We start from the raw sequence: 24,136 nt of genomic DNA on the forward strand, positions 1-24,136 counted from the left end.
CCCGTACCGTCGGGGTGCGGACGGCTCAGAGGTCGACCTCGCGCATCAGCATGCCCACCTCGGTGTTGGTGAGCCGCCGCAGCCAGCCCGACTTCTGGTCGCCGAGCGCGATCGGACCGAAGCTGGTGCGGACCAGCTTGTCGACCGGGAAGCCCGCCTCGGCGAGCATGCGGCGCACGATGTGCTTGCGGCCCTCGTGCAGGGTGACCTCGACCAGGTAGTTCTTGCCGGTCTGCTGCACGACGCGGAAGCTGTCGGCGCGGGCGTAGCCGTCCTCCAGCTGGATGCCGTTCTTCAGCTGCTTGCCGATGTCGCGCGGCAGCACACCGTTGATCGCGGCGAGGTAGGTCTTCTGCACGCCGTAGCGGGGGTGGGTGAGACGGTGGGCCAGCTCGCCGTGGTTGGTGAGCAGGATGATGCCCTCGGTCTCGGTGTCCAGCCGCCCCACGTGGAAGAGCCGGGTCTCGCGGTTGGTGACGTAGTCCCCGAGGCACTGGCGGCCCTCGGGGTCCTCCATCGTGGAGACGACGCCGGCCGGCTTGTTCAGGGCGAAGAACAGGTACGACTGCGTGGCGACGGTCAGCCCGTCGACGCGCACCTCGTCCTTGTCGGGGTCCACCCGCAGGCCCTGCTCGGTGACGATCTTGCCGTTCACCTCGACGCGGCGCTGCTCGATCAGCTCCTCGCACGCGCGGCGCGAGCCCATGCCCGCCCTCGCCAGCACCTTCTGCAGGCGTTCGCCCTCCTGCTCCGCGCCGGGGAAGGTCTTGGGCAGGTTCAGCTTGGGCTTGCTGTGCCGCTCGCGGTTGCGCTCCTCGATCTGGGCGTCCAGCTCGCGCGGGCGCGCGGGCGCGGACTTGCGGGGCTTGCCGGACGCGCCGCCCGGCTTGCCGCCGGTGCCGCGCTTGGCGGCTCCCCCCGCTCCGCCGGAGCCCCCGGAGCCGCCGGAGCCGCCGCCGACGTCGTAGCGGCGCTCCTCCGGACGGGGCCGGCCCGCGCGCTTCTGCTGGTCGTCGCGCTGTCCCCCGGTCCTCGACCGGGAGCCGCCCCCATCGGCACCCCGGGAATTCCGGTTGCCGCCACTGTTCCTGCCGCTGCCGCTACTGCTTCGCATCAACTATCCGTCGTCGAGTCCGGGTCGAATGAGGGGACACCCTCCAGGGAGTCCGCCTCGACGGCGTCCGCCTCCGGGAGGAACGGGGCGAGCTCGGGCAGCTCGTCCAGGCCGCGCAGGCCCATCCGCTCCAGGAAGTAGTTCGTCGTCCTGTACAGGATCGCACCTGTCTCGGCTTCCGTCCCACACTCCTCCACCAGACCCCGCTGAAGGAGGGTGCGCATCACGCCGTCGCAGTTGACCCCGCGCACCGCGGAGACCCGCGAACGGCTGACCGGCTGCCGGTACGCGACGACCGCCAGCGTCTCCAGCGCGGCCTGGGTGAGCCGGGCCTGCTGGCCGTCCAGGACGAACTTCTCCACGGCCGCGGCGTACGCGGGCCGGGTGTAGAAGCGCCAGCCGCCGGCGATCAGCCGCAGGTCGAAGCCGCGGCCCTGGGCGGCGTACTCCTCCGCGAGGTCGTGCAGGGCGGTGGCGATCTCCCGGCGCGGGCGCTCCAGCACCTTGGACAGGGTCTCCTCGGTGACGGGCTCGTCCACGACCATCAGGACGGCCTCCAGGGCGGGCCGCAGCTCCAGCTCCGCCACGGACAGCAAGCCCGCGGGCGCACCGCCGGCCGTCCCTTCGGTCCCCTCGACCGTCCCGGGCGCCTCGGACGCCGGCTCGGTCACTCCGGTCACCTCCGTCACGTCAGCCATCCTTCCCGTCCTTCGCGGCGGCGGGCGCCTGGTCGAATTCGTCGGTGACCAGCGGCTGGTCCGGCGCCGCCGCGCCGCCCGTCCAGCGGACCTGGAGCGTACCGAGGGCCTCCTCCTGGTCGAGCGCCACCGCCTTCTCCCGGTAGAGCTCCAGCAGGGCCAGGAAGCGCGCCACGACCGTCAGGGTGTCGGGGGCGTCGAAGGTGAGCTCCTGGAAGCTCGCCTCGCCGCGCTCCCGCAGCATCGCGACGACGTGCTCGGCCTGCTCGCGGACGCTCACCAGCGGCGCGTGGATGTGGTCCACGTACACCTGCGGCTTCGGCTTCGGCTGCATCGCCTTGACGGCGAGCTGCGCGAAGCGCTCCGGCCCGATGCTCAGCACCACCTCGGGCAGCAGTTCGGCGTGCTGCGGCTCGAGCCCCACGGTGCGGGGGTGGTGCAGCGCCTCGGCCTCCAGGCGCTCGGCGAAGATCGCGGCGATCCGCTTGTACGCGCGGTACTGCAGCAGCCGGGCGAAGAGCAGGTCCCGGGCCTCCAGCAGGGCGAGGTCCTCCTCGTCCTCCACCTCGGCGGCGGGCAGCAGGCGGGCGGCCTTCAGGTCCAGCAGGGTGGCCGCGACGACCAGGAACTCCGTGGTCTGGTCCAGGTCCCAGTCGGGTCCCATGGCGCGGATGTACGTCATGAACTCGTCCGTCACCTTGGAGAGGGCGACCTCGGTGACGTCGAGCTTGTGCTTGGAGATCAGCTGCAGCAGCAGGTCGAAGGGGCCTTCGAAGTTCGCCAGCCGGACGGTGAAGCGGCCGTCGTTCGCGGCCCCGCCGTCCTCGTCCCCGGGCTCGTCCCCGGGCTCGTCCTCGTCGGCCGGCTCGTTCTCGTCCGCCGGCTCGTCGGTGGCGGGCGGCTCCCCGGCCTCCGGTGCGGGCGGCGGGTCGGCGACGAGCAAAGGTGCCACGGGTTCCGGGGCGGTCTCCGCCACGGCTTCGGCGACGGCGGGCGGCGGCACCGGGGACGCGGTGTGGCCGGGATCACCTGCCCGGTCGCCCGCGCCCGGGCCGTCCACGCCCTCCTCGGCCGCGGCAGGCGGCGGCACGGGGCTCGCGCCGGGGCCGCGGCCGAGGAGGCGGCGGGAGCGCTGCGGGCTGGCGGTGTCGTCGGGGGGCATGGGGGGTCCAGGTGGTGCTGACGGGGCCGTACGGAGGACGGCACCGTATCGCGCGGAGCGTGTCAGCGGCCGCGCAGGCGGCGTACGAGGATGCTCGCGTCGCCGCGGGACTCGAGGTCGGCCAGGACCACCGCGACCGCCTCGCGGACGATCCGCCCGCGGTCGACGGCGAGCCCGTGCTCCCCGCGCAGGACGAGGCGGGCGTGCTCGAGGTCCATCAGCTCCTCGGCGGAGACGTAGACGGTGATCTTCTCGTCGTGGCGCTCGCGCCCGCTGGGCCGTCTGGGAGCCCGTCCGGACTTGCGGCGCGGCTGCGGGGGCTGGGGCGGCTGCGGGACCGCCTGGGGGCCCGTGGAGCCCGTTCCGGGGGCCGGCAGGCCGCCGCGCCGTACGGGCGGACCGGACGGACCCGCCTGTTCCGGGACGGAGCGGGCCGCGGGGGCCGGCGGGGCGCCGAGGTCGGCGGCGGTGTCCCGTCCACCGTGCTCGGCCGCCTCGGAGGGCGTCGCGGACTCGCTGACCGGCGCCTCCTCCGCCGCCGGCTCCTCGGCGGGGGCCGGCACCTGCCGCAGCGGGCGTTCGCCGGGGGCCGCGGGGTCCGCGCCCGGGCCGCCGCCCGGACCCGCGCCGGGAGTCTCGCCGTTGGCGTGCTGCCGCGGCGCCGGGGACTGGAGCCCCCGTCCCCCCGTCGTGCGGAACAGTTCGTCGGCCCCCGGGAGACTCACTCGGCGTGACACCGGGCGAGCACCTCCCTGGCGAGCTGACGATAGGCGGCGGCGCCCACCGAGTTGGAGGCGTAGGTGGTGATCGGCTCACCGGCGACCGTGGTCTCCGGGAAGCGGACGGTCCGTCCGATGACGGTGTGGTAGACGTGGTCGTCGAAGGCCTCGACGACGCGCGCCAGCACCTCGCGGCTGTGCACGGTCCGCGAGTCGTACATCGTGGCGAGGATGCCGTCCAGCTCCAGCTCGGGGTTGAGCCGTTCCCTGACCTTCTCGATGGTCTCGGTGAGCAGCGCGACTCCGCGCAGCGCGAAGAACTCGCACTCCAGCGGGACGATCACCTGGTGGGCCGCGGTCAGGGCGTTGACCGTCAGCAGGCCGAGCGACGGCTGGCAGTCGATGATGACGTAGTCGTAGTCGGGCAGCAGCGGCTTCAACGCGCGTTGCAGCGACGACTCCCGGGCCACCTCGCTGACCAACTGGACTTCCGCGGCGGACAGGTCGATGTTGCTGGGCAGCAGGTCCATGCCGGGCACCGCGGTCTTCAGCAGCACCTCGTCGGCCGAGAGCCCGCGCTCCATCAGCAAGTTGTAGACCGTGACGTCCAGTTCCATCGGGTTGACGCCGAGGCCGACGGAGAGCGCGCCCTGCGGGTCGAAGTCGACCAGGAGGACGCGGCGGCCGTACTCGGCGAGCGCGGCACCCAGGTTGATGGTCGAGGTCGTCTTGCCGACGCCGCCCTTCTGGTTGCACATCGCGATGATCTTCGCCGGGCCGTGGTCCGTCAGCGGGCCGGGGATCGGGAAGTACGGCAACGGGCGGCCGGTGGGGCCCACGCGCTCACGGCGCTGGCGTGCCGCGTCGGGTGCGAGGGTGGCCGCGTACTCGGGGTCGGGTTCGTACTCCGCGTCGGGGTCGTAGAACTGACCGTCCTGCAGCTCTTCTTCGTATTGGGCCATGGGGTTCGCGTAGCGCGTCTCGTTGTCTGTGCCGGCCCTGCGCGCCTCGAACGTCCGGACGGCCACGGAGGCCACCGGTCCGAGTCGTGCGGAACCGTCGGTCTGCACGGTCATTCCTGGCTGACCACCCCCGGGAGCAAATGTCGACTCATTCACAAGTCGTCTTACCTCCTTGGTGACCAGGAAACTTCTCAATAGGTCAGCGTTGCAGCATGCCGACGGTTGGCGACTCTATGGCGTGTCGGTGGTTCACAGCAACACAATCCACCGGACACGGCACGATGTGTCGGCAACCGAACGTCTCGCTGTCAAGGGTGTAACGGCGACGCCGGGGATGTTTCGCGGGGGGACGAATCGGCAAAACAGTATGGTTCCACGCGAACGGCCGGGCCTTGGGACTCAAGACCCGGCCGTGCGTACCGGATTGGCGACAAGTTGACGCCAACGCGAAAAATCGATCAATCGATGAGGCGGCCGTCAGCCGAGGACGGTGCCGAGGTCCACCGCGTCCAGGCCGTGCGCCTCGGCGACCGGGCCGTAGACGACCTGGCCCTCGTGGGTGTTGAGGCCCTTGGCGAGCGCGGCGTCCCGGCGCAGCGCCTCGCGCCAGCCGCGGTTGGCGAGTTCGACGATGTAGGGCAGCGTCGCGTTGGTGAGCGCGTAGGTGGAGGTGTTCGGCACCGCGCCCGGCATGTTGGCGACGCAGTAGAAGACCGAGTCGTGCACCGCGAAGGTCGGCTCGGCGTGCGTGGTGGGACGGGAGTCCTCGAAGCAGCCGCCCTGGTCGATGGCGATGTCGACGAGCACCGAGCCCGGCTTCATGCGCGAGACCAGCTCGTTGGTGACGAGCTTGGGGGCCTTGGCACCCGGGATGAGGACCGCGCCGATGACGAGGTCGGCCTCGAGGACGGCCTTCTCCAGCTCGAAGGCGTTGGAGACGATGGTCTGCACCTTGGTGCCGAAGATCTTGTCGGCCTCGCGCAGCTTGTTGATGTCCCGGTCGAGCAGGGTGACGTGGAAGCCCATGCCGACGGCGATCTGCGTGGCGTTCCAGCCGGAGACGCCGCCGCCGATGACGACGGCCTTGGCCGGGGCCACACCCGGGACGCCGCCGGGGAGCACGCCGCGGCCGCCGGCCGAGCGCATCAGGTGGTACGCGCCGACCTGCGGGGCGAGCCGGCCGGCCACCTCGGACATCGGGGCGAGCAGCGGCAGCTGGCGGTTGGCGAGCTCGACGGTCTCGTAGGCGATCGCGGTGGTGCCGGACTCCAGCAGCGCGTCGGTGCACTCGCGGGACGCGGCCAGGTGCAGGTAGGTGAAGAGGGTCTGGTCCTTGCGGAGCCGGTGGTACTCCTCCGCGATGGGCTCCTTGACCTTCAGTACCAGGTCGGCGACGGCCCACACCTCGTCGGCGGTCGGGAGGATCGTCGCGCCGGCGGAGACGTACTCCCCGTCCGGGATGGACGAGCCGACGCCGGCGTCCTGCTCGACGAACACCTCGTGGCCGCCGCGGACGAGCTCGTGCACGCCGGCGGGGGTGATGGCCACGCGGAACTCGTTGTTCTTGACCTCGCGGGGGATGCCGACCTTCACGTCGATCACGGTCCTGTTCACGGGAGTGGAGGGTTTCTAGCAGGTCTCCGGACATGTCGCCCGATGACGGGGTACGTCGGACCTGACCGCGATGTTCTGCGGTGCGACCAAGTGTAGTGAAGGAAGAGTCACTGTCCAGCCTTACAAAGTGACTACTTTCAGCGAAGGCATTGGCAGTTTCGTAGGTACAGCTCGCTCTCGGCGCGATCTGAGGGGCCCCAGCGGGCCCTCGGCCCCGGAAACAGGGGCCCTCAGTCCTCCTCCGGCTGCGGAATCTCCTCGGCCGGCAGCAGCCGCCGCGCGGCGGCCCGCTGCAACCGGGCGCCCGCGGGGTCCCCCAGCCGCTCCAGGGTGTCGGCCATCCGCAGCAGCACCGCGCCCTCCAGTCGCCGCTCCTTGGCCTGCCGGGCCCAGTACAGGGCGTCACGGCAGGTCCGCAGCGCGTCCTCCGGGTGCCCCGCGTACTCCTGGACCCGGGCCACCTCGCTGAGCGCCCGGGCCTGCGCGGGCAGGTCCTTCAGCCGCCGGTGCGCGGCGGCGGCGGCACGCCACTCGCGCAGCGCGTTGCCGTAGTGGCCCGCGTAGGTGAACAGGGCGCCGAGCCGGGCGTGCAGCCGCGCCTGGTGGACGAGCTCGCCGCGGGCCTGCCGCAGGGCCAGCGCCCGGCCGTACCAGTCGGAGGCCCGCTGCGGGTCGTCCAGCTCCAGGTAGGTCCCGGCGATGGCCTCCAGCGCGCGGCCCTCGGCATCCCCGTCGTACGCCTCCCGGGAGGCGACCAGCGCGGCCCGGTAGCGGTCGAGGGCGTCCAGCGGGCGGACCGCCTCGACGTCCAGGTCGCCGATGTTCAGCAGGGCCGCCGCCTTCTCCCGGTGCAGTCCGCGCCGCTCGGCGACGTCCAGCACCAGGTGGTGGAGCCGGTAGCGCTCCGGCGCCGTCGCGCCGCCGTCGGGGTCCGCGGCCAGGGCGCGTACGAGAGCGGCCATCAGGCGGCGGGCCAGGGTGTCCAGGTCGCCGTCCGCGACCGCCAGCCGCGCGGCGGCCAACAGGACCGGCAGCCGCATCCGCAGCCACCCCGCCGCGACCGGACGGCCGGGGAAGCGCAGGGACTTGGGCAGCCCGTCGGGCTCCTCCTCGCCCTCCAGGCACATCCGGCACGCGTGCAGCAGCCGTACCGTGCGTTCCAGCATCCGGGCACGGGCGAGCTGCACCTCGGACGGTTTCTCCGTGCCCTCCAGCAGCGCCCGCAGCGGCGGGGTGAGCCAGCCCGGCACCCGGTACTGCGCCGGCAGCTCGCCGAAGACCGGCTCGGGGTGCAGCAGCCCGCAGGCGGCCAGGTCCGCCAGCGTGGCCTGCGCGGCCTCGACCGAGCAGCCGCCCAGCGCGGAGGCGGTGTGCGCGTCGGTCAGGCCCGAGGGGGCGAGCGCGAGCAGCCGCAGCATCCGGGACACGGCGGGCGAGAGCGCCCCGTACACGAAACGGAAGGCGCGCAGCAGCTCCGGCGCGGGAGTGGCACGCGGGGTGGACGCCGCGGCGGCGCTCCCCTTCTCCTTCGCCGCCCCGGTCCCGTCGGCCTCCCGTGCGCCGCCGGCCGCCTTCGCCGCGGGCTCGCCCGGAGCGCCCGCCCGGCGCAGCACCCGTGCCTGCCCGTCCGCGGCCAGACCGCGCAACGCCTCCGGCAGCGGGCCGCTGCCCGTGCGGTGCCCGACGTCCGCGCGGAGCGTGCCGTTGCCGCGGGTGGCCGCGCCGCCGTCGGACGCCGCGTTCGCGGCCACCGGCTCGCCGGCGTCGGCGTGCAGCCTGCGGGTGGCCTCGGCGACGGGCGTGCGGGGCTGCGCGGCGAGCCAGGCGGCGACGAGCCGCAGCGCCCCGGGGTGCCCGCCGCACTCCTGGACCAGGCCCTCCGCGGCCCGCGGGTCGTTGGTGATCCGCACCCGCCCGACCGCCTCGGTCAGCAGGTCCACGCAGGCCGCCGGGTCGAGCCCGCCCAGGGTGCACGGGCGTACGTCGTGGACGCCGGGCAGCGGCCCCTCGGCCGTGGCCACCAGCAGGTTCCCCGAGCCCCTGGGCAACAGGTCGAGCAGCTGCCGGGAGTCGACGACGTCGTCCAGGACGAGGACGGCCTTGCGCCCGTTCAGGGCGGTGCGCAGCGCGGCGAGCAATTCCTCGGGCTCCGCGGCCGGCTCGGCCTCCACGTCCATCGCGCGCAGCAGGTCGCGGGCGGACTGCTCGGGCGGCACCGGACGGCCGTCGTTCTCGCTGAGCCGTACGTAGAACTGACCGCCGGGGTAGCGGTCGGCCACCTCGTGGGCGAGCCGCACGGCCAGCGCCGTGCGTCCCGAGCCCGGCCGGCCGGCCACGAGCAGGACACGACTGCCGTCGGGCGTCTGGCCGCGCAGGGCGGCCAGGCCCGGCCGGTCGATGTCGGCGCGCAGTTCCTCGAGCTCGCGGCGGCGGCCGACGAAACCCGGCAGGCCGGGGGGCAGCGTGCCGTGTGCCGGGGTCTGTGACGCCGGCTCCCACGGGCCGTCGTCAGAGGCCGCCGCCGATGCGTCGGCGTCCAGCACGTGATCCGCCACGGGCCCACTCCCGTTCTCCTACGAACGGCAAGAGCCTAGTTCACGGCGGGGGTCCAACCCCCGTACGCGACGCGGCGGATCCGGCCAATGATCACCCTCTCGGACGATCGGATGGTCAGACCGAACCGATCACGCGGAGAACGGTCGCGCGGGCCACTCGGCCTCGGCCGGGCGCAGCGCCTCCAGGCCGTCCCCGGCCCGGGCGGCCTGCAACGACAGCACTCCGACCACGAGGCAGTTGTTGTGCAGCTCGCCCGCGAGGACCCCGCGGACCAGCTCCTGCACCGGCACGCGCGCGGACTCCATGTCGGCCTCTTCCTCCGACACCTCGAAGCGCTCGCCCTCCACCTCGGACAGGCCCCGGGCCAGGAAGATCCGCACGGCCTCGTCGCAGCCGCCGGGCGTGGTGTACACGTCCGTGAGCACCCGCCAGTCCTCGGCCTTGACGTGCGCCTCCTCGTACAGCTCGCGCTGGGCGGCGTGCAGCGGGTTCTCGCCGGGGACGTCGAGGAGCCCGGCGGGGATCTCCCACAGCTTCATCCGCACGGGGTGGCGGTACTGCTTGAGGACCAGGACCCGGTCCTGGTCGTCGAGGGCGAGCACGGCCACCGAGCCCGGGTGGACCTGGTAGTCGCGCCGGGCGACGCTGCCGTCGGGCATGACGACGTCGTCGGTGCGGACGCCGGTCTTCTTCCCGGTGAAGGGGGTGGCGGTGGCGGTGACCCGCCACTCCTCGGGGGTGTCCTTCAGCATGGTGCCCTCCGTACGCGGTGCAGGGGGCGGCCCGTTCGCCGGCCCGCCCCCGCAACCGTACCGATCAACCCTTGAGGCGCTCGACGGCGGCCGCGACCAGTCCCGCGAACAGGGGGTGCGGACGGGTCGGGCGGGACTTGAGCTCGGGGTGCGCCTGGGTGGCCACCAGGTACGGGTGCACGTCGCGGGGGTACTCGACGTACTCGACCAGGGTGTTGTCCGGGGAGGTGCCGGAGAACAGCAGGCCGGCCTTCTTCTCCAGCTCGCCGCGGTAGGCGTTGTTCACCTCGTAGCGGTGGCGGTGCCGCTCCTCGACGTAGGGCTCGCCGCCGTAGACCTCGCGGACGATGGAGCCCTCGGCGAGCTTCGCCGGGTACAGGCCCAGCCGCATGGTGCCGCCGAGGTCACCCTGGCCGGCCACGATGTCGAGCTGCTCGGCCATGGTGGAGATCACCGGGTGCGCGGTGGCGGGGTCGAACTCGGTCGAGTTGGCGTCCGGGATGCCGGCCAGGCCGCGGGCCGCCTCGATGACCACGCACTGCAGGCCCAGGCACAGGCCGAGCAGCGGGATGCGGTTCTCCCGGGCGTAGGTGATCGCCGAGACCTTGCCCTCCACGCCGCGGTCGCCGAAGCCGCCGGGGATGCAGACCGCGTCCACGTCGCCGAGCTGACGGGCGGCACCCGCCGGGGTCTTGCACTCGTCCGAGGTCACCCACTTGATGTTGACCTTGGCGTTGTTGGCGAAGCCGCCGGCGCGCAGCGCCTCGGTCACCGACAGGTAGGCGTCGGGCAGGTCGATGTACTTGCCGACGAGCGCGACCTTCACCTCGTGCTCGGGCTGGTGGACCCGGCCCAGCAGGTCGTCCCACTCCGTCCAGTCGACGTCGCGGAACGGCAGGTTCAGCTTGCGGACGACGTAGGCGTCCAGGCCCTCGGTGTGCAGCACCTTGGGGATGTCGTAGATCGACGGGGCGTCGATGGCGGCGACCACCGCCTCCTCGTCCACGTCGCACATCAGCGAGATCTTGCGCTTGATGGACGTCGGCACGTCGCGGTCGGCGCGCAGCACGATCGCGTCGGGCTGGATGCCGATGCTGCGCAGCGCCGCCACCGAGTGCTGCGTCGGCTTGGTCTTCAGCTCGCCGGAGGGGCCGATGTACGGCAGCAGCGAGATGTGCATCACGAAGACGTTGTCCCGGCCCACCTCGTGCCGGACCTGGCGGACGGACTCCAGGAAGGGCAGCGACTCGATGTCGCCCACGGTGCCGCCGACCTCGGTGATCACCACGTCCACGTCCTCGGTCGCCATGCGCCGGATGCGGGACTTGATCTCGTTGGTGATGTGCGGGATGACCTGCACGGTGTCGCCCAGGTACTCGCCGCGCCGCTCCTTGGCGATCACCGAGGAGTAGATCTGGCCGGTGGTGACGTTGGCCGAGCCGGCGAGGTTCACGTCCAGGAAGCGCTCGTAGTGGCCGATGTCCAGGTCGGTCTCGGCGCCGTCGTCCGTGACGAACACCTCACCGTGCTGGAAGGGGTTCATCGTGCCCGGGTCCACGTTGAGGTACGGGTCGAGCTTCTGCATGGTGACGCGCAGACCCCGGGCCTTCAGCAGGGCGCCGAGGCTGGAGGCGGTCAGGCCCTTGCCGAGCGAGGAGGCGACACCCCCCGTGACGAAGAGGTGCTTGGTCGTCGTGGATTTGGGCGGCAGTGCCAACAGGGGGCTCCCGTGGTCGCGAGGTGGTGGTCGGGACGGCACCATGGTGGTGAAGAGGGGTGTCGTCGCGGCGGTTCAGTGGTTCAGCCCACCGGCCCACGGGCTACCAGGGTATCAGTGACGCGCACCAGACGGTGCGGGCGGCTCTCTGACGAAAAACGAGGCCACCGGGACTTTGGTACGACAAAATGCACCCGACCGGCCCAGCGGGTGCGGTCGTCGCTTCCGCACAGCCCGCGTTGACGTCGTATCCTGCTCGGACACATCGATTCGATGCGAGTGAACCGGCACGGCACTACCCCGCCCGCTCCCGGGAAAGAGCTCGTCGACAGATCCACAGACCGCAATCACCGCCCCAGTCCCACGGGGCGCCGCCGTCGTTCGACTGGGAGACCTACGTGGCCGGGCGTATCGAGGATTACGCACTCATCGGCGATATGCAGACCGCCGCCCTGGTGTGCCGGGACGGCACGGTCGACTGGCTGTGCCTGCCCCGCTTCGACTCCCCCGCGATCTTCGCGGGCCTGCTCGGCACGGAGGAGCACGGGTACTGGCGGCTCGGTCCCGCCCACGCGAACGGCACCCGGCCCCCGGCCGCAACCCGGCGCCGCTACCGCGGCGACTCCCTGGTGCTGGAGTCCGAGTGGGACACCCCCCGCGGCACGGTCCGTGTAATCGACTTCATGCCGCCGCGTGACGGCGCCCCCCAGCTGATCAGGATCGTCGAGGGCGTCAGCGGCCGGGTGCCGATGCGGTCCGCGCTGCGCATGCGCTTCAGCTACGGCTGGGTCGTGCCCTGGGTGCACAAGGTGGGCGAGCGCACGGTCGCCGTCGCCGGCCCCGACTCCGTCTGGCACGACACCGACGTCGAGACGTACGGCAAGGACCTCACCACCTACGCGGACTTCACGGTGTCGCCCGGCGACCGCATCGCCTTCACCATCAGCTGGCAGCCCTCGCACAAGGAGCCGCCCCCGCTGGCCGAGCCCGAGGCCTCGCTGGAGGCCACCGAGGACTTCTGGCGCGAGTGGGTCGCCCAGTGCACCTACCACGGCCCCTACCGGGACGCCGTGGTCCGCTCCCTGATCACGCTCAAGGCCCTGACGTACGGGCCGACCGGCGGCATCGTCGCCGCCCCCACCACCTCCCTCCCGGAGGACATCGGCGGCGTCCGCAACTGGGACTACCGCTTCACCTGGCTCCGCGACGCGGCGATCACCCTGTCCTCCCTGCTGCGCACCGGCTACCGGGACGAGGCCCGCGCCTGGCGCGAGTGGCTGCTGCGCGCGGTCGCCGGCGACCCCGAGAACCTGCAGATCATGTACGGCATCGCCGGCGAGCGCGAGCTCGGCGAGACCGAGCTGGACTGGCTGCCCGGCTACGAGGGTTCGATCCCGGTCCGGGTCGGCAACGGCGCGGCCCACCAGCTGCAGCTCGACGTCTACGGCGAGGTCACCGAGGCCCTGCACCTGGCGCACATGACGGGCCTGGCCCGCAACGACTACGCCTCCCTCCTGCAGATCCGGCTCATCCAGTACCTGGAGGACCACTGGGACGAGCCGGACGAGGGCATCTGGGAGGTCCGCGGCCCACGCCGGCACTTCGTCCACTCCAAGGTCATGGCCTGGGTCGCCGTCGACCGCACCGTCAAGCTCATCGAGTCCGGCGAGGTCGACGGGCCGCTGGAGCGCTGGCGCGAACTGCGCGACGAGATCCACCGCGACGTGTGCGACAAGGGCTACGACAAGGAACGCAACACCTTCACGCAGTCCTACGGCTCGCGCGAGCTGGACGCCTCCCTGCTGCTCATCCCCCAGGTGGGCTTCCTGCCGCCGGACGACAAGCGCGTGATCGGCACCATCGAGGCGATCCAGCGGGAGCTGTCCACCGAGGACGGCTTCGTGCTGCGCTACCCGACCGACGCCCCTCCCGGCGGCGAGAACCTCGACGGCCTCCCCGGTGACGAGGGCGCCTTCCTCGCGTGCTCGTTCTGGCTCGCCGACGACCTCGCCATGATCGGCCGGGTCGACGAGGCCCGCAGGCTCTTCGAGAAGCTGCTCGCGCTCCGCAACGACCTCGGCCTGCTCGCCGAGGAGTGGGACCCGCGACTGCAGCGGCAGGTCGGCAACTTCCCGCAGGCGTTCAGCCATGTGCCGCTGATCGACACGGCGCTGCGCCTCACCGCGAGCGGCGCGTACGGCGGCTGACGGCGGGGCCGCCGCCCCCGGCGGCCCTCAGCGGGAGGTCAACTCGTCGTAGATGCTGAGCACTTGGGCGACCGTGTCATCCTCGGTCGGCCAGGTGGCGGCCTGCGTGGGACCGGCGGCGGCGAGCCCCGCACGCCGCGCCGGGTCCGCCAGCAGACGCGTGACGGTGTCGGCGAGCGTCTTCGGATTGCCGTACGGCACCAGTACCGCGGCCTCGCCGACGAGTTCGGCCGTACCGCCGACGGAGGTCGCCACCAGCGGCGCCCCCGCGTGCAGCGCCTCCTGCGCGGTCAGCGAGCGCGCCTCCCACCGCGACGGCAGCACCACCACGTCGGCGGCGGCGAGGAGTTCGGGCACGTCGTCACGGCGGCCGAGCAGCCGCACCGGCAGTTCCTCGGCGTCGATCCGCTCCTGCAGCTCCGTACGCAGCGAGCCCTCGCCCGCGACGATCAGCAGGGGCGCCGGCTCCAGCCCCGCCCAGCCGTGGGCCGCGTCCAGCAGCAGGTGGTAGCCCTTGCGCGGCTCCAGGCGGCCCACCGCGAGCAGCAACGGACGCTCCCCCACGGCGAATTCGTCCCGGGACTTCTGCCGGCGCCGCTCCGCCTCCGCCGCCGCCTCCGCGGACGGCGCGACCCTCGGCGGAGCCGGCACCCCGATCGGCCCGAGCCGGGCGTCGCGGGCCCCCACCGAACGGGCCCGGTCCACCAGGTCCGAGGAGGCGCCCAGCACCACCGCCGCCGCACGCGCCACCCGGCGCTCCAGCAGCCGCAGCACCCGGCCGCGCGCGCCCTCGGCCAGCACCGCGCCGTGCCAGGTCACCACCAGCGGCGTACGACGCCCGCTCAGCGCCATCGTGGCCAGCAGCCCGGCCCGCAGCCCATGCGCGTGCACCACGTCCGCTCCGGCGCACGCCGCCCGCAGGGCCGTCACCACGGCCGCGTCCGCCCTCGGCTGCGAGCGCCGCGTGATCTCGACCGGGGCGAACCTCGCGCCCGCCGCGCCGAATCCGTACCGCTCCTCGGCCTCGCCCGGCCCGCAGACGGTCACCTGCACACCGCGCGCCACCAAACCGCCCGCCACGGAGGCGACATGGGCCCGCGCCGTCTCGCCCAGCACGTGGACGGCGTGCAGCTGCCCGTGCAAGGGGCTCGGTGAACTGCTCACGCGGGGTAGGACTCCTGACTGGGCATCGTGGGAAGGGCGGCGGGTCCGCTCCCTCAAGGATGCCAGGCCGATAGGCCATCCAGGGAGCGATGCCCCGCCCCCACCCGGCCACACGTACGCGGGACCACCCTTACGAGTGCCCCCGGCTCCCCCATCACGCCGACCCCGCCCCCGTAAGCCGGGGTACCCGCCGTCGGCCGCGGCATCCGCGCGCGCCGGGGCGGCGCCTCCGGCGCACCCGCCCACGCAGACACCCGGAACCCCCTCCGCGCACGGCGGCCACCCACCCGCCACCGCGCACCCCAGGACGGCGAGGCCCAACGCGTACCGGCCACTGGACCGACCGGCAACGGTGACACCCGGAACCCCCTCCGGCAGCCCCCCGGACGACGAGACGGGCACCCCGTCACACCGGGGACGGCGGCCGCCCACCCGTCGCCGACCACGGAGCCGCACCGCGGCCCGCGCACGCGGTGACCGGGCGCGCGCCACCGGGAAACAGACGCAGGGCACAACGCGGCGTACCCCGTCCTGGGGCGCCTCAGCGCGCTTCGCGGGCCGCCGCCAGCAGTTCCTCCGCGTGGGCGCGGCCGAGTTCCGAGTCCTCCAGGCCGGCGAGCATCCGCGACAGCTCGCGCACCCGTTCCTCGCCCTCCAGCACGCGCACCCCGCTCCGCGTCACCGACCCGTCGTTGGTCTTCTCCACCAGCAACTGCCGGTCCGCGAACGCGGCCACCTGGGGCAGGTGCGTGACGACCACGACCTGCGCGCTGCGCGCCAGCTTCGCCAGGCGCCGGCCGACCTCGACCGCCGCCTTGCCGCCGACGCCCGCGTCGACCTCGTCGAACAGGTACGTCGGCACCGGGTCCGACCCGGCGAAGACGACCTCCACGGCGAGCATCACGCGGGACAGCTCACCGCCGGACGCGCCCTTGGCGATGGGCCGCGGCGGGGCGCCGGGGTGCGGCGCGAGCTGCAGCTCGACCTCGTCCGCGCCGGTCGCGCCGAAGGCCACCCGGCGGCCGCCGACCTCGATGCCCTCCTCGTCCGCCGTCTGCCGGAGGGCGACGCTGACGCGGGCGTGCGGCATGGCGAGCTGCGCGAGTTCCGCCGTGACGGCCGCGGCGAAGCGTTCCGCCGCCTCCGTCCGCGCGTCGGTGAGGGCCTGGGCGAGGTCGCCGAGCTCGGCGCGCAGCGCGTCGCGTTCGGCCGTGAGCTCATCGATCCGCTCGTCGTCGCCGTCCAGCTCGCCGAGCCGGGCCGCGCCCTGCTCGGCCCAGGCCAGGACGGCGTCGATCGTCTCCCCGTACTTGCGGGTGAGGTGGGCGAGGACGGCCCGCCGCTCCTCCACCACCGCGAGGCGCCGCGGATCGGCGTCGAGGTCGTCGGCGTACCCGGCGAGTTCCCCGGCGACGTCGCCGAAGAGGATGCCGATCTCGCCGATCCGGTCCGCGAGCGCGGCCAGCGCCGGGTCGTGGGAGCGGACCGCGTCGAGCGCGCGCTGGGCGCCCGCGACGAGCATGCCCGCGTCGACGCCCTCGGGGTCCTCGGGGTTCCCCGCGAGCGCGGCGTGCGCCAGAGTCGCGGCCGAGGCGAGCGCCTCGGCGTGGCCCAGCCGCTCCGCCTCCGCGGCCAGGTCGGCGTCCTCGCCGGGCAGCGGCTCGGCGGCGGCGACCTCCTCCAGGCCGAAGCGCAGCAGGTCCGCCTCCTGGGCCCGCTCGCGGGCCCGCGTGGTCAGCTCGTCCAGCTCGCCCGCGACCTCGCGCACCCGCCGGTAGGCGGCCGCGTACTTGGCCAGCGGCACGGCCACGGCGTCGCCCGCGTACCGGTCCAGCGCCTCGCGCTGGCGGGCCGGCCGCAGCAGGCCCTGCTGGTCGGTCTGGCCGTGGACGGCGACCAGCTCGTCCGCAAGCTCGCCCAGCAGCCCCACGGGGACCGAGCGCCCGCCCACGAAGGCCCTGGAACGCCCCTCCGCCGAGACGGTACGGCTGAGCAGCAGTGCGCCGTCGTCCAGCTCGGCGCCGGCCTCCTCGGCCCGCACCGCGGCGGGCGCACCCGCGTCCAGCGTGATCCGTCCTTCGACGGACGCCGATTTCGTCCCGATCCGGACCAGGCCGGGATCGGCACGGCCGCCCAGCAGCAGCCCGAGGCTCGTGACGACCATGGTCTTGCCCGCGCCGGTCTCACCGGTCACCGCGGTGAAGCCGGGCGACAGCTCCACCACGGCGTCCTCGATGACTCCCAGCGACCGGATCCGCATCTCCTCCAACACGGATACGACCATACGAGGTTTGCGGGCCGCCGCGCGACGGGCCTCACCCCTGAGGGGAAACTCAGTGCGGCGCGCCCCGCCAGCCCGCCACCGGCAGCGCGAACTTCGCGACCAGCCGATCGGTGAAGGAGGCGTGGTGGAGCCGTGCCAGCCGGACCGGCACCGCCCCCCTCCGGACCTCCACGCGGGCCCCGGCCGGCAGGTCCACCGAGCGCCGCCCGTCGCACCACAGCACGCCGTGCGGGGTCTTCGGCTGCACCTCCACCGCCAGCACCGAACGCGGCGAGGTCACCAGCGGCTTCGCGAAGAGCGCGTGCGCGCTGATCGGCACCATCAGCAGCGCCTCGACCTCGGGCCAGACCACCGGCCCGCCGGCCGAGAAGGCGTACGCGGTCGACCCCGTCGGGGTCGCCATCACCACCCCGTCGCCGCCGAAGCGGGAGACCGGGCGGCCGTCGACCTCCGTCACGACCTCCAGCAGCCGCTCGCGCGCCTGCTTCTCCACCGACGCCTCGTTCAGCGCCCAGTCGGTGTGGACGACCCGGCCGTCGTTGCGCACCAGGACGTCGATCGTCATGCGCTCCTCGACCTCGTAGTCGCGGGTGACCACCCGGTCGACGACCTTGTCCAGGTCGTCGCGCTCGGCCTCCGCGAGGAAGCCGACCCGGCCCAGGTTGACCCCGAGCATCGGCACCCCGGAGGCGCGGGCGAACTCCGCGCCGCGCAGCAGCGTGCCGTCACCGCCCAGGACGACGATCAGCTCGCAGTCCGCGACGGTGTCCGGTCCGATCTCCTGCACCCGCTGCACCGCGCCGTTCCCCGGCAGCGTCAGCTCCTCGGCCTCCTCGGCCAGCACCCGGACGCCGATGCCGCAGCGCCTGAGTCCCTGGACCACCCGCTCGGCGCTGCGGATGGCCGCCGGCCGCCCGGTGTGCGCCAGCAGGAAGACGGTGCGTCCGGACGTCCCGTGCACCTCGTGCGTCTCGTTCGTCTCGCTCAACGGGGCCCCTCCGCCACAGCGCGGTCGACATCCGCCGGGTCCAGTTCGGGCGCCCCGGCGCGCAGCCACAGAAAGTACTCCACATTCCCCGACGGTCCCGGCAACGGGCTCGCGGTCACGCCCAGCACCCCCAGTCCCAGTCCGGCCGCCTGCCCGGCGACCTGTCGTACGGCCTCTGCGCGCAGTTCGGGGCTGCGGACGACCCCGCCGCTGCCCAGTCGCTCCTTGCCCACCTCGAACTGCGGCTTGACCATCAGGACCAGGTCCGCGTCGGGCGCGGCGCAGCGTACGAGGGCGGGCAGGACGAGCCCGAGCGGAATGAAGGACAGGTCGCCGACGACAAGGTCCACCGGCTCGTCGTCGATCTGCTCGAGCGTCAACTCGCGCACGTTGGTACGGTCCTTCACGGTGACGCGTTCATCGCTCTGCAGCGACCACGCGAGCTGCCCGTAGCCGACGTCGACGGCGACGACGCGCGCCGCGCCACCGCGCAGCAGGACGTCGGTGAAACCGCCCGTGGAGGCCCCGGCGTCCAGCGCGCGGCGCCCCTCCACGAGCAGCCCACGGGGCACGAACGCCGCCAGCGCGCCGGCCAGCTTGTGGCCGCCGCGGGAGACGTAGTCCGGGTCCGCTTCGTCCTTGGTCACGACGAGCGCGGCGCTGGTCTCCACCTGCGTCGCGGACTTCGTCGCGGTCGTCCCGCCCACGGTCACCCGGCCGGCGGCGATCAGCTGCCCGGCGTGTTCCCGCGAGCGGGCGAGGTTCCGGCGCACCAGCTCGGCGTCGAGTCGGCGTCGTGCCACGTGAGGTTCAGCTCCTGTTGTCGTCGTCGAGTCTCGTGAGCGTGTCGCGCAGCCCACGGTGTACATCCTCGTACACCTCGACGTGGTCCTCGGTGGGAAGCAGGTCGGCGTCCTGCAGGCGGACAAGGACGGCGTCCACCTCGGTATTCCCCGTCGCCTCCAGCACGACCCCCAGCGGACGCGGCCCCGTTCCGGCGGCCTCCGCGAGGGCCGCCGGCGCGGGCCCGGCCCCGGCCTCCGGTCCGGGCGCGGGTGCCACGCCCTCGGGCCCCGTCTCAGTCACGGCCCTTCGCCTCCTGCGTGCGGGGGGCCGCCGTCTTCTTCGCGGTCGCGGCCTTCTTCGCGGGGGTGGCCTTCTTGGCCGGGGCTGCGTTCTTGGCGGCCGCCGTCTTCTTGGCCGGGGTGGCCTTCTTGGCGGCCGCCGTCTTCTTCCCGGGCGTGGCCGCGGTCGTGCTCTTCACGGCCGCGGCGGTCTTCTTCGCCGTGGACGCCCCGCCGGAAGCGGTCGCGGTCCTCTTCGACGGGGCCGCCTTCTTCGCCGGGGCCGTCTTCCTCGCGGCAGGCGCCTCCTTCTTCGCCGCGGACGCCTTCGCCGGAGCGGCGTTCTTCCGGGCGACGGGCACAGCAGGCGCGGCCTCGGCCGCCTCCGGAGCCGCAGGAGTCGCGGGGGCCTCAGGCGTCGCGGGCGCCTTCCCCGGGGCCGCGTTCTTACGGGCGACCGGCGCGGGCGCGGCCGCGTACCCGTCGACCGGCACGTGCTCCACCGGCGGCTGCGGCGGCACGTACAGACCGGGGTCCGGCTCCTCGTCCGCCAGGTCCGCCAGGTCCGGCTCCCGGTCGCCGTCCTCCAGGTTGCGGATGCGGCGCTCCAGGGCCTCCAGGACGACACCGACCTTGGTGACCTCGTCCGCCAGCCGGCCGACCCGGCTCATCGTCTTGTCGATCTCCTCGCGGATGAGCCCCACGAGCAGGTCGCGGTTGGCCCGTCCCGACGCCATCAGCTCGTCCGCGAGCGACTGCACCTCGGGCGGGATGCGCTCGCCGATGCTCCGCTGGACCGCGTCGACGTCTATCCCGGTCTGGTCGAGCAGTTCCCTCGCCGCTCCGACCGCCCGTCGCCGGGTGGCCTCGGTCAGGCCGCCCGCGATCTGCAGACAGGTCCGCAACGCGTCCCGCATACGCCTCACTCCTCGCCTTCGCCAGTTCCCAGACTTCGTCGGTCACGACGCTACCGCCTATGGCGCCGCATCTCCCCGACGGTGGGCTGCGGTACCGTCGATCAGCACCAGCACCACCCGACGTCCGAACGGGAGACGCACCACCCATGGCGACCATCGAGGAGTGCCGCAGCGCGCTCGAGCGGCTGTCCGAGAACCTCGCCAGGACCGAGGGGGACCTGCGCAGCGCGGCCGCGCTCGACCGGTCGCTCAGCTGCCGCATCACCGACCTCGACGTCACCTTCGTGGGACGTCTGGTGGACGGCAGCATCCAGGACGTGGTCACCGTGCAGGGCCCGCCGGCCGAACGCGCCGAGATAAGGCTCACCATGGCCGGTGACGACCTCGTCGCGCTCGTCGACGGCAGGCTGCACTTCGCGAAGGCCTGGGGCAGCGGCCGGGTCAAGCTGGAGGCGGGCTTCCGCGACCTGCTGCGGCTGCGCAAGCTCCTCTAGGGCCTGCCTAGAGCCCCAGCCGGTCCAGCGCCTTCCCGGCGTCCAGGTCGCAGGAGCCGTCCCCGGCCCGGGTCCAGGCCGCCGCGCACAGCGCCCGCAGCCCGTCCATGGGTTCGCCCGAGCGCTCGCCGTCGCCCTCGCCGGCACGGTCGAGGAGCAGCGCCCCGTCGCGCACCGAGGCGGTCCAGCCCCCGCAGCGGTACGCGCCCCCGCCGGCGTCCGTGACCTCGGGCTGCGGGGTGAGCAGCCCGCGCAGGTCCGCGTCCACGTAGGTGGGCCGGTGCTGCGGCGGGGCCGCGAGCAGCAGGGCCGGCGTGGTGACCCCGGTCAGCACCAGCAGCGAGTCGACGCCGCCCGCGTGGGCGCCCTCGATGTCCGTGTCGAGGCGGTCGCCGACCACCAGCGGCCGCCGCGCACCGGTCCTGATGACCGTCTCGCGGTGCATGGGCGGCAACGGCTTGCCCGCGACCTGCGGGTCCCCGCCGGTCGCGATCCGCACGACCTCGACGAGCGCGCCGTTCCCCGGTGCCGTGCCGCGCGCGGTCGGGATCGTCAGATCGGTGTTGGACGCGAACCACGGCACCCCGCGGTTGACCGCGTACGCCGCTTCGGCGAGCTGCCCCCAGCCCACCTCGGGCGAGTAGCCCTGCACCACCGCGGCAGGGTCGTCGTCGGCCGAGTCGACCGGCTGGAGCCCGCGTTCGCGCAGCGCCTCCACGAGCCCCTCACCGCCGATCGCGAGCACCCGCGCCCCCGCCGGGACCTGATCCGCGATCAGTCGCGCCACCGCCTGCGCGGAGGTGATGACCTCTCCGGCCTCGGCCGCCACGCCGAGCCGCGTCAGGTGCTCGGCGACGGTCCGCGGCGTGCGGGCCGCGTTGTTGGTGACGTACGCCAGCCGCATGCCGTGCGCCCGCGCCGCGCCGAGCGACTCGACGGCGTGCGCGATCGCGTCACCACCCGCATAGACCACTCCGTCGAGGTCGAGCAGGGCCGTGTCGTACGCCTGGTCAAGCGGGCTTTCGCTGCCGGCCGGGCCGGTCCGGTGGTTCATCGGGCGGTCGCTCCTCGTATGTCGTCGATCACTCGGCACACTTCGCGGACATGACCCGCGTAGCATGCCCGGATGAACGATTCCGGACCCGCTGTACGGGGCCTGCGGCTGGCGCCGTTCCGCGCGCTCCGCTACGTCCCCGAGCGGGTCGGCAGCCTGGCCGCGGTCACCTCGCCACCGTACGACGTCGTCGTCCGGCCCGAGGGACAGCGGCACCTGGAGACAGCCGACCCGCACAACGTCGTGCGGCTCATCCTGCCCACCGCCGAGCCCCCGGACGGCCGGCACCGCAAGGCCGCCTGGGCGCTGTTCCAATGGCAGGAGGAGGGCGTCCTGGCCCTCGACCCCAAGCCCGCCCTGTACGTGTACGAGCAGCGCGAGGGCGACCAGGTGCAGCGCGGCCTGATCGGCGCCCTGCGGCTGACCCCGCCCGAGGAGCGGATCGTGCTGCCGCACGAGGACGTGATGCCGGGCCCGGTCGCCGACCGCGCGGCCCTCATGCGCGCCACCGCCGCCAACCTCGAGCCGCTGCTGCTGGCGTACCAGGGCAACGACGGCGAGGCGGCCGAGGTCGTCGAACGCGCCGTCGCGGAGCCGCCCTTGCTCGCGACGACGACCGAGGACGGCATACAGCACCGGCTGTGGGCGATCACCGACCCGCGGGCGATCGCGGCGGTCGACGCCGACCTGTCCCGGCACCAGGCCGTCATCGCCGACGGCCACCACCGCTGGGCCACCTACCTGCTGCTGCAGGCCGAGCACGAGGCCCCGAGCCCGTGGGACTACGGCCTGGTGCTGCTGGTCGACACCACCCGCTACCCGCTGCGGGTCCGCGCCATCCACCGCGTGCTGCCGCAACTGCCGGTCGCACGGGCCGTCGAGGCCGCCCGCGGCTCCTTCCGCGTACGGGAGCTGCCCGGCCCCCTGCCGGAGGCCCTGGCCGCCCTGGCGGCCGCCGCAGCCGAGGGCAACGCGTTCCTGCTCACCGGCGACGGCCGCTTCCACCTCCTGGACCGCCCGGACCCCGGTGCCCTCGACCGGGCCATCCCGCGCGACCGGCCCGACGCGTGGCGGCAGCTGGACGCCACCGTGCTGCACAGCCTGCTCCTGGACCGGATCTGGGAAGTGCCCGACGCCCCCGAGCACATCCACTACATCCACGACACGGAGGCCGCGGTCGAGCGGGCCGAGCAGTTCGGCGGCACGGCCGTGCTCATCCACCCGGTGCGCGAGAGCGTCGTCCACGACCTCGCCAGGCAGGGCGTGACGATGCCGCGCAAGTCGACCTCGTTCGGCCCGAAGCCGGCGACCGGCCTGGTGCTGCGCAGCCTGGAACTCGACGGCACCTGCGACTGATCCCGGCCCCGGACACCACGAAGGGCGGCATCCGCATGACGCGGATGCCGCCCTTCGTTCCGGCGATCAGCCCTCAGAGCGCTCGGAGGGCGACTTGAACGGGTCGTCGAGGAACGCCGTCGGGTCCGCCTCGTCGGTCAGGTCGACGTCCGGCTCGCCGGCGTCACCGGCCCCGGCGGTCTCGCGCGCCTCGTCGCCCCGGTGGGCGTCGTCCGCCTCGTCCTCGTCCTCGTCGTCCTCGTCGTCGGTCGCGTCGGAGTCCGCGTCCTCCGGGACGTCCGCGGCGACGACGCCGTCGCGATCCGCCACGGCCCCCTCGTCCGTCCTGTCCGCCGCCGACTCCTCGTCGGCCTCCTCGTCCAGCACGTCCACGAAGGCCACACCGTCCAGCTGCGCCAGCCGGTCGGAGGCGTCCGTGGTGCCGCTCTGGTCCGCTTCCAGCGACTTGGCGAACCACTCGCGGGCCTCGTCCTCGCGACCCGCCGCGAGCAGCGCGTCGGCGTACGCGTAACGCAGCCGCGCCGTCCACGGGTGCACGGCGTTGGACGCCAGCTCGGGGCTCTGCAGGGTGACGACAGCCGCGTCGTTCTGACCCATGTCACGCCGGGCACCGGCGGCCACCAGCCGCATCTCGACCTGGCCCGCGCGGTCCAGCTTGTGCACCTCCGGCGCACCCGCCATCTCCAGCGCGCGCTCCGGGCGGCCCATGCCGCGCTCGCAGTCCGCCATGACCGGCCACAGGTCGACCGTGCCCGTCATCCGCCGGCAGGCACGGAACTCGGCCAGCGCCTCGGCGTACCGCTCCGTGGCGTACGAGGCGAACCCGGCCGCCTCACGCACGGCGGCGACACGGGACGCGAGCCGCAGCGCGACCCTGGAGTAGCCGTAGGCCAGCTCCGGGTCCTCGTCCAGCAGCCGGGCCACCATGACGAGGTTGCGCGCCACGTCCTCGGCGAGCGTCTTCGGCAGGCTCATGAGCTCCTGACGCACGCTGGGGTCGATCTCCTGGCCCGTGACGTCGTCCGGGATCGGCAGCCGCTTGACGGGCTCCCGCTCCTCACGGCGCTCGTCGCGGCCGCGGGTGTTCTCGAACCGCCCACGCCCCTGCACGTACGGCCGGCGCCCGCCGCCCTGGCCCCGCTCGTCCTCCCGCCGCGGCCCACGGGGACGGTCGTCCCTGCGGTCGTCACGCCGGTCGTCGCGGGGACGGTCGTAACGGGGCCGGTCGTCACGACGGAACCCACCACGGTCATCACGCCGGTCATCGCGCGGACGATCCTCACGGGGACGGTCGTAACGGGGCCGGTCGTCACG

The 24,136-nt window shown here is 73.7% G+C and carries 20 protein-coding genes; 3 read left to right on the forward strand and 17 right to left on the reverse strand.

Annotated features, from left to right (window positions below; genetic code table 11):
* Positions 1-25: 25 nt before the first annotated feature.
* The 9 genes from ABZ479_RS30345 to pyrG form a co-directional block, all read right to left on the reverse strand.
* Complete coding sequence (locus ABZ479_RS30345; protein WP_500464539.1) at positions 26-1,114, reverse strand: pseudouridine synthase; 1,089 nt, start codon at positions 1,112-1,114, stop codon at positions 26-28.
* Positions 1,114-1,812, reverse strand: coding sequence for an SMC-Scp complex subunit ScpB (scpB, locus tag ABZ479_RS30350; protein WP_500464540.1), 699 nt, complete (start codon positions 1,810-1,812; stop codon positions 1,114-1,116). The genes ABZ479_RS30345 and scpB overlap by 1 nt, the downstream gene beginning before the upstream one ends.
* Positions 1,805-2,974: a segregation and condensation protein A gene (locus tag ABZ479_RS30355; protein WP_500464541.1), complete on the reverse strand. Its 1,170-nt coding sequence runs from the start codon at positions 2,972-2,974 to the stop codon at positions 1,805-1,807. Before ABZ479_RS30355 ends, scpB begins: the two co-directional genes overlap by 8 nt.
* Before the next feature lie 62 nt (positions 2,975-3,036).
* Positions 3,037-3,699, reverse strand: coding sequence for a hypothetical protein (locus tag ABZ479_RS30360; RefSeq protein WP_500464542.1), 663 nt, complete (start codon positions 3,697-3,699; stop codon positions 3,037-3,039).
* Positions 3,696-4,769, reverse strand: a complete 1,074-nt coding sequence (locus ABZ479_RS30365) for a ParA family protein (RefSeq protein WP_500464543.1) — start codon at positions 4,767-4,769, stop codon at positions 3,696-3,698. The genes ABZ479_RS30360 and ABZ479_RS30365 overlap by 4 nt, the downstream gene beginning before the upstream one ends.
* 363 nt (positions 4,770-5,132) lie before the next feature.
* Entirely contained in the window at positions 5,133-6,248 is a 1,116-nt protein-coding gene (gene ald, locus ABZ479_RS30370) for an alanine dehydrogenase (RefSeq protein ID WP_499603903.1), read from the reverse strand.
* Between the two features lie 251 nt (positions 6,249-6,499).
* Positions 6,500-8,824 carry an AAA family ATPase gene (locus ABZ479_RS30375; RefSeq protein WP_500464544.1) on the reverse strand — a complete coding sequence of 775 codons (2,325 nt, stop codon included), beginning with the start codon at positions 8,822-8,824 and terminating at the stop codon, positions 6,500-6,502.
* Positions 8,825-8,953: 129 nt separating this feature from the next.
* Positions 8,954-9,577, reverse strand: coding sequence for an NUDIX domain-containing protein (locus tag ABZ479_RS30380; RefSeq protein WP_500464545.1), 624 nt, complete (start codon positions 9,575-9,577; stop codon positions 8,954-8,956).
* Positions 9,578-9,641: 64 nt separating this feature from the next.
* Positions 9,642-11,294 (reverse strand): CTP synthase, encoded by a 1,653-nt coding sequence (gene pyrG / locus ABZ479_RS30385; RefSeq protein WP_499603855.1) that lies wholly within the window; start codon positions 11,292-11,294, stop codon positions 9,642-9,644.
* 398 nt (positions 11,295-11,692) lie between these two features.
* On the opposite strand from pyrG, the gene ABZ479_RS30390 reads away from it, so the two are divergent.
* Positions 11,693-13,501, forward strand: coding sequence for a glycoside hydrolase family 15 protein (locus ABZ479_RS30390; RefSeq protein ID WP_500464546.1), 1,809 nt, complete (start codon positions 11,693-11,695; stop codon positions 13,499-13,501).
* Positions 13,502-13,528: 27 nt separating this feature from the next.
* Here ABZ479_RS30390 and ABZ479_RS30395 read toward each other — a convergent pair whose 3' ends face one another.
* The 6 genes from ABZ479_RS30395 to ABZ479_RS30420 all read right to left on the reverse strand — a co-directional run bounded on the left by ABZ479_RS30395 (position 13,529) and on the right by ABZ479_RS30420 (position 19,918).
* A complete protein-coding gene (locus ABZ479_RS30395; RefSeq protein WP_500464547.1) occupies positions 13,529-14,665 on the reverse strand; it encodes a glycosyltransferase family 4 protein in 1,137 nt (378 codons plus the stop codon).
* Between the two features lie 541 nt (positions 14,666-15,206).
* A complete protein-coding gene (gene recN / locus ABZ479_RS30400; RefSeq protein WP_500464548.1) occupies positions 15,207-16,949 on the reverse strand; it encodes a DNA repair protein RecN in 1,743 nt (580 codons plus the stop codon).
* Positions 16,950-16,998: 49 nt separating this feature from the next.
* Positions 16,999-17,937, reverse strand: a complete 939-nt coding sequence (locus tag ABZ479_RS30405; RefSeq protein ID WP_500464549.1) for an NAD kinase — start codon at positions 17,935-17,937, stop codon at positions 16,999-17,001.
* Positions 17,934-18,740 (reverse strand): TlyA family RNA methyltransferase, encoded by an 807-nt coding sequence (locus tag ABZ479_RS30410; protein ID WP_500464550.1) that lies wholly within the window; start codon positions 18,738-18,740, stop codon positions 17,934-17,936. Before ABZ479_RS30410 ends, ABZ479_RS30405 begins: the two co-directional genes overlap by 4 nt.
* Positions 18,741-18,747: 7 nt before the next feature.
* Positions 18,748-19,023, reverse strand: coding sequence for a hypothetical protein (locus ABZ479_RS30415; RefSeq protein ID WP_500464551.1), 276 nt, complete (start codon positions 19,021-19,023; stop codon positions 18,748-18,750).
* Entirely contained in the window at positions 19,016-19,918 is a 903-nt protein-coding gene (locus ABZ479_RS30420; protein WP_500464552.1) for a histone, read from the reverse strand. The genes ABZ479_RS30415 and ABZ479_RS30420 overlap by 8 nt, the downstream gene beginning before the upstream one ends.
* Positions 19,919-20,064: 146 nt before the next feature.
* Here ABZ479_RS30420 and ABZ479_RS30425 point away from each other — a divergent pair, with 146 nt between their 5' ends.
* Complete coding sequence (locus tag ABZ479_RS30425) at positions 20,065-20,412, forward strand: sterol-binding protein (protein ID WP_499603868.1); 348 nt, start codon at positions 20,065-20,067, stop codon at positions 20,410-20,412.
* Positions 20,413-20,419: 7 nt separating this feature from the next.
* Here the strand turns inward: ABZ479_RS30425 and ABZ479_RS30430 are convergent, their stop codons facing one another.
* Complete coding sequence (locus tag ABZ479_RS30430) at positions 20,420-21,466, reverse strand: HAD-IIA family hydrolase (RefSeq protein ID WP_500464553.1); 1,047 nt, start codon at positions 21,464-21,466, stop codon at positions 20,420-20,422.
* 72 nt (positions 21,467-21,538) lie between these two features.
* Between ABZ479_RS30430 and ABZ479_RS30435 the strand changes: the two genes are divergently transcribed.
* Positions 21,539-22,822, forward strand: a complete 1,284-nt coding sequence (locus ABZ479_RS30435; protein ID WP_500464554.1) for a DUF1015 domain-containing protein — start codon at positions 21,539-21,541, stop codon at positions 22,820-22,822.
* A 66-nt stretch (positions 22,823-22,888) separates the two neighbouring features.
* Here the strand turns inward: ABZ479_RS30435 and ABZ479_RS30440 are convergent, their stop codons facing one another.
* The gene (locus ABZ479_RS30440; protein WP_500464555.1) at positions 22,889-23,812 is read right to left on the reverse strand and encodes a hypothetical protein; all 924 of its coding nucleotides are present in this window, start codon (positions 23,810-23,812) and stop codon (positions 22,889-22,891) included.
* Positions 23,813-24,136: the final 324 nt, after the last annotated feature.

Origin of the sequence: Streptomyces sp. NPDC005722 (genome assembly GCF_040630935.1) — a bacterium.
GTDB lineage: Bacteria > Actinomycetota > Actinomycetes > Streptomycetales > Streptomycetaceae > Actinacidiphila.

Bases quoted from the DNA above. Each gene is read 5' to 3' on its own strand.
- ABZ479_RS30345 (WP_500464539.1), bottom strand. From the start codon at position 1,114: ATGCGAAGCAGTAGCGGCAGCGGCAGGAACAGTGGCGGCAACCGGAAT.
- ABZ479_RS30420 (WP_500464552.1), bottom strand. From the start codon at position 19,918: ATGCGGGACGCGTTGCGGACCTGTCTGCAGATCGCGGGCGGCCTGACC.
- ABZ479_RS30425 (WP_499603868.1), top strand. From the start codon at position 20,065: ATGGCGACCATCGAGGAGTGCCGCAGCGCGCTCGAGCGGCTGTCCGAG.
- recN (WP_500464548.1), bottom strand. From the start codon at position 16,949: ATGGTCGTATCCGTGTTGGAGGAGATGCGGATCCGGTCGCTGGGAGTC.
- ABZ479_RS30380 (WP_500464545.1), bottom strand. From the start codon at position 9,577: ATGCTGAAGGACACCCCCGAGGAGTGGCGGGTCACCGCCACCGCCACC.
- ABZ479_RS30365 (WP_500464543.1), bottom strand. From the start codon at position 4,769: ATGACCGTGCAGACCGACGGTTCCGCACGACTCGGACCGGTGGCCTCC.
- ABZ479_RS30430 (WP_500464553.1), bottom strand. From the start codon at position 21,466: ATGAACCACCGGACCGGCCCGGCCGGCAGCGAAAGCCCGCTTGACCAG.
- scpB (WP_500464540.1), bottom strand. From the start codon at position 1,812: ATGGCTGACGTGACGGAGGTGACCGGAGTGACCGAGCCGGCGTCCGAG.
- ABZ479_RS30435 (WP_500464554.1), top strand. From the start codon at position 21,539: ATGAACGATTCCGGACCCGCTGTACGGGGCCTGCGGCTGGCGCCGTTC.
- ABZ479_RS30355 (WP_500464541.1), bottom strand. From the start codon at position 2,974: ATGCCCCCCGACGACACCGCCAGCCCGCAGCGCTCCCGCCGCCTCCTC.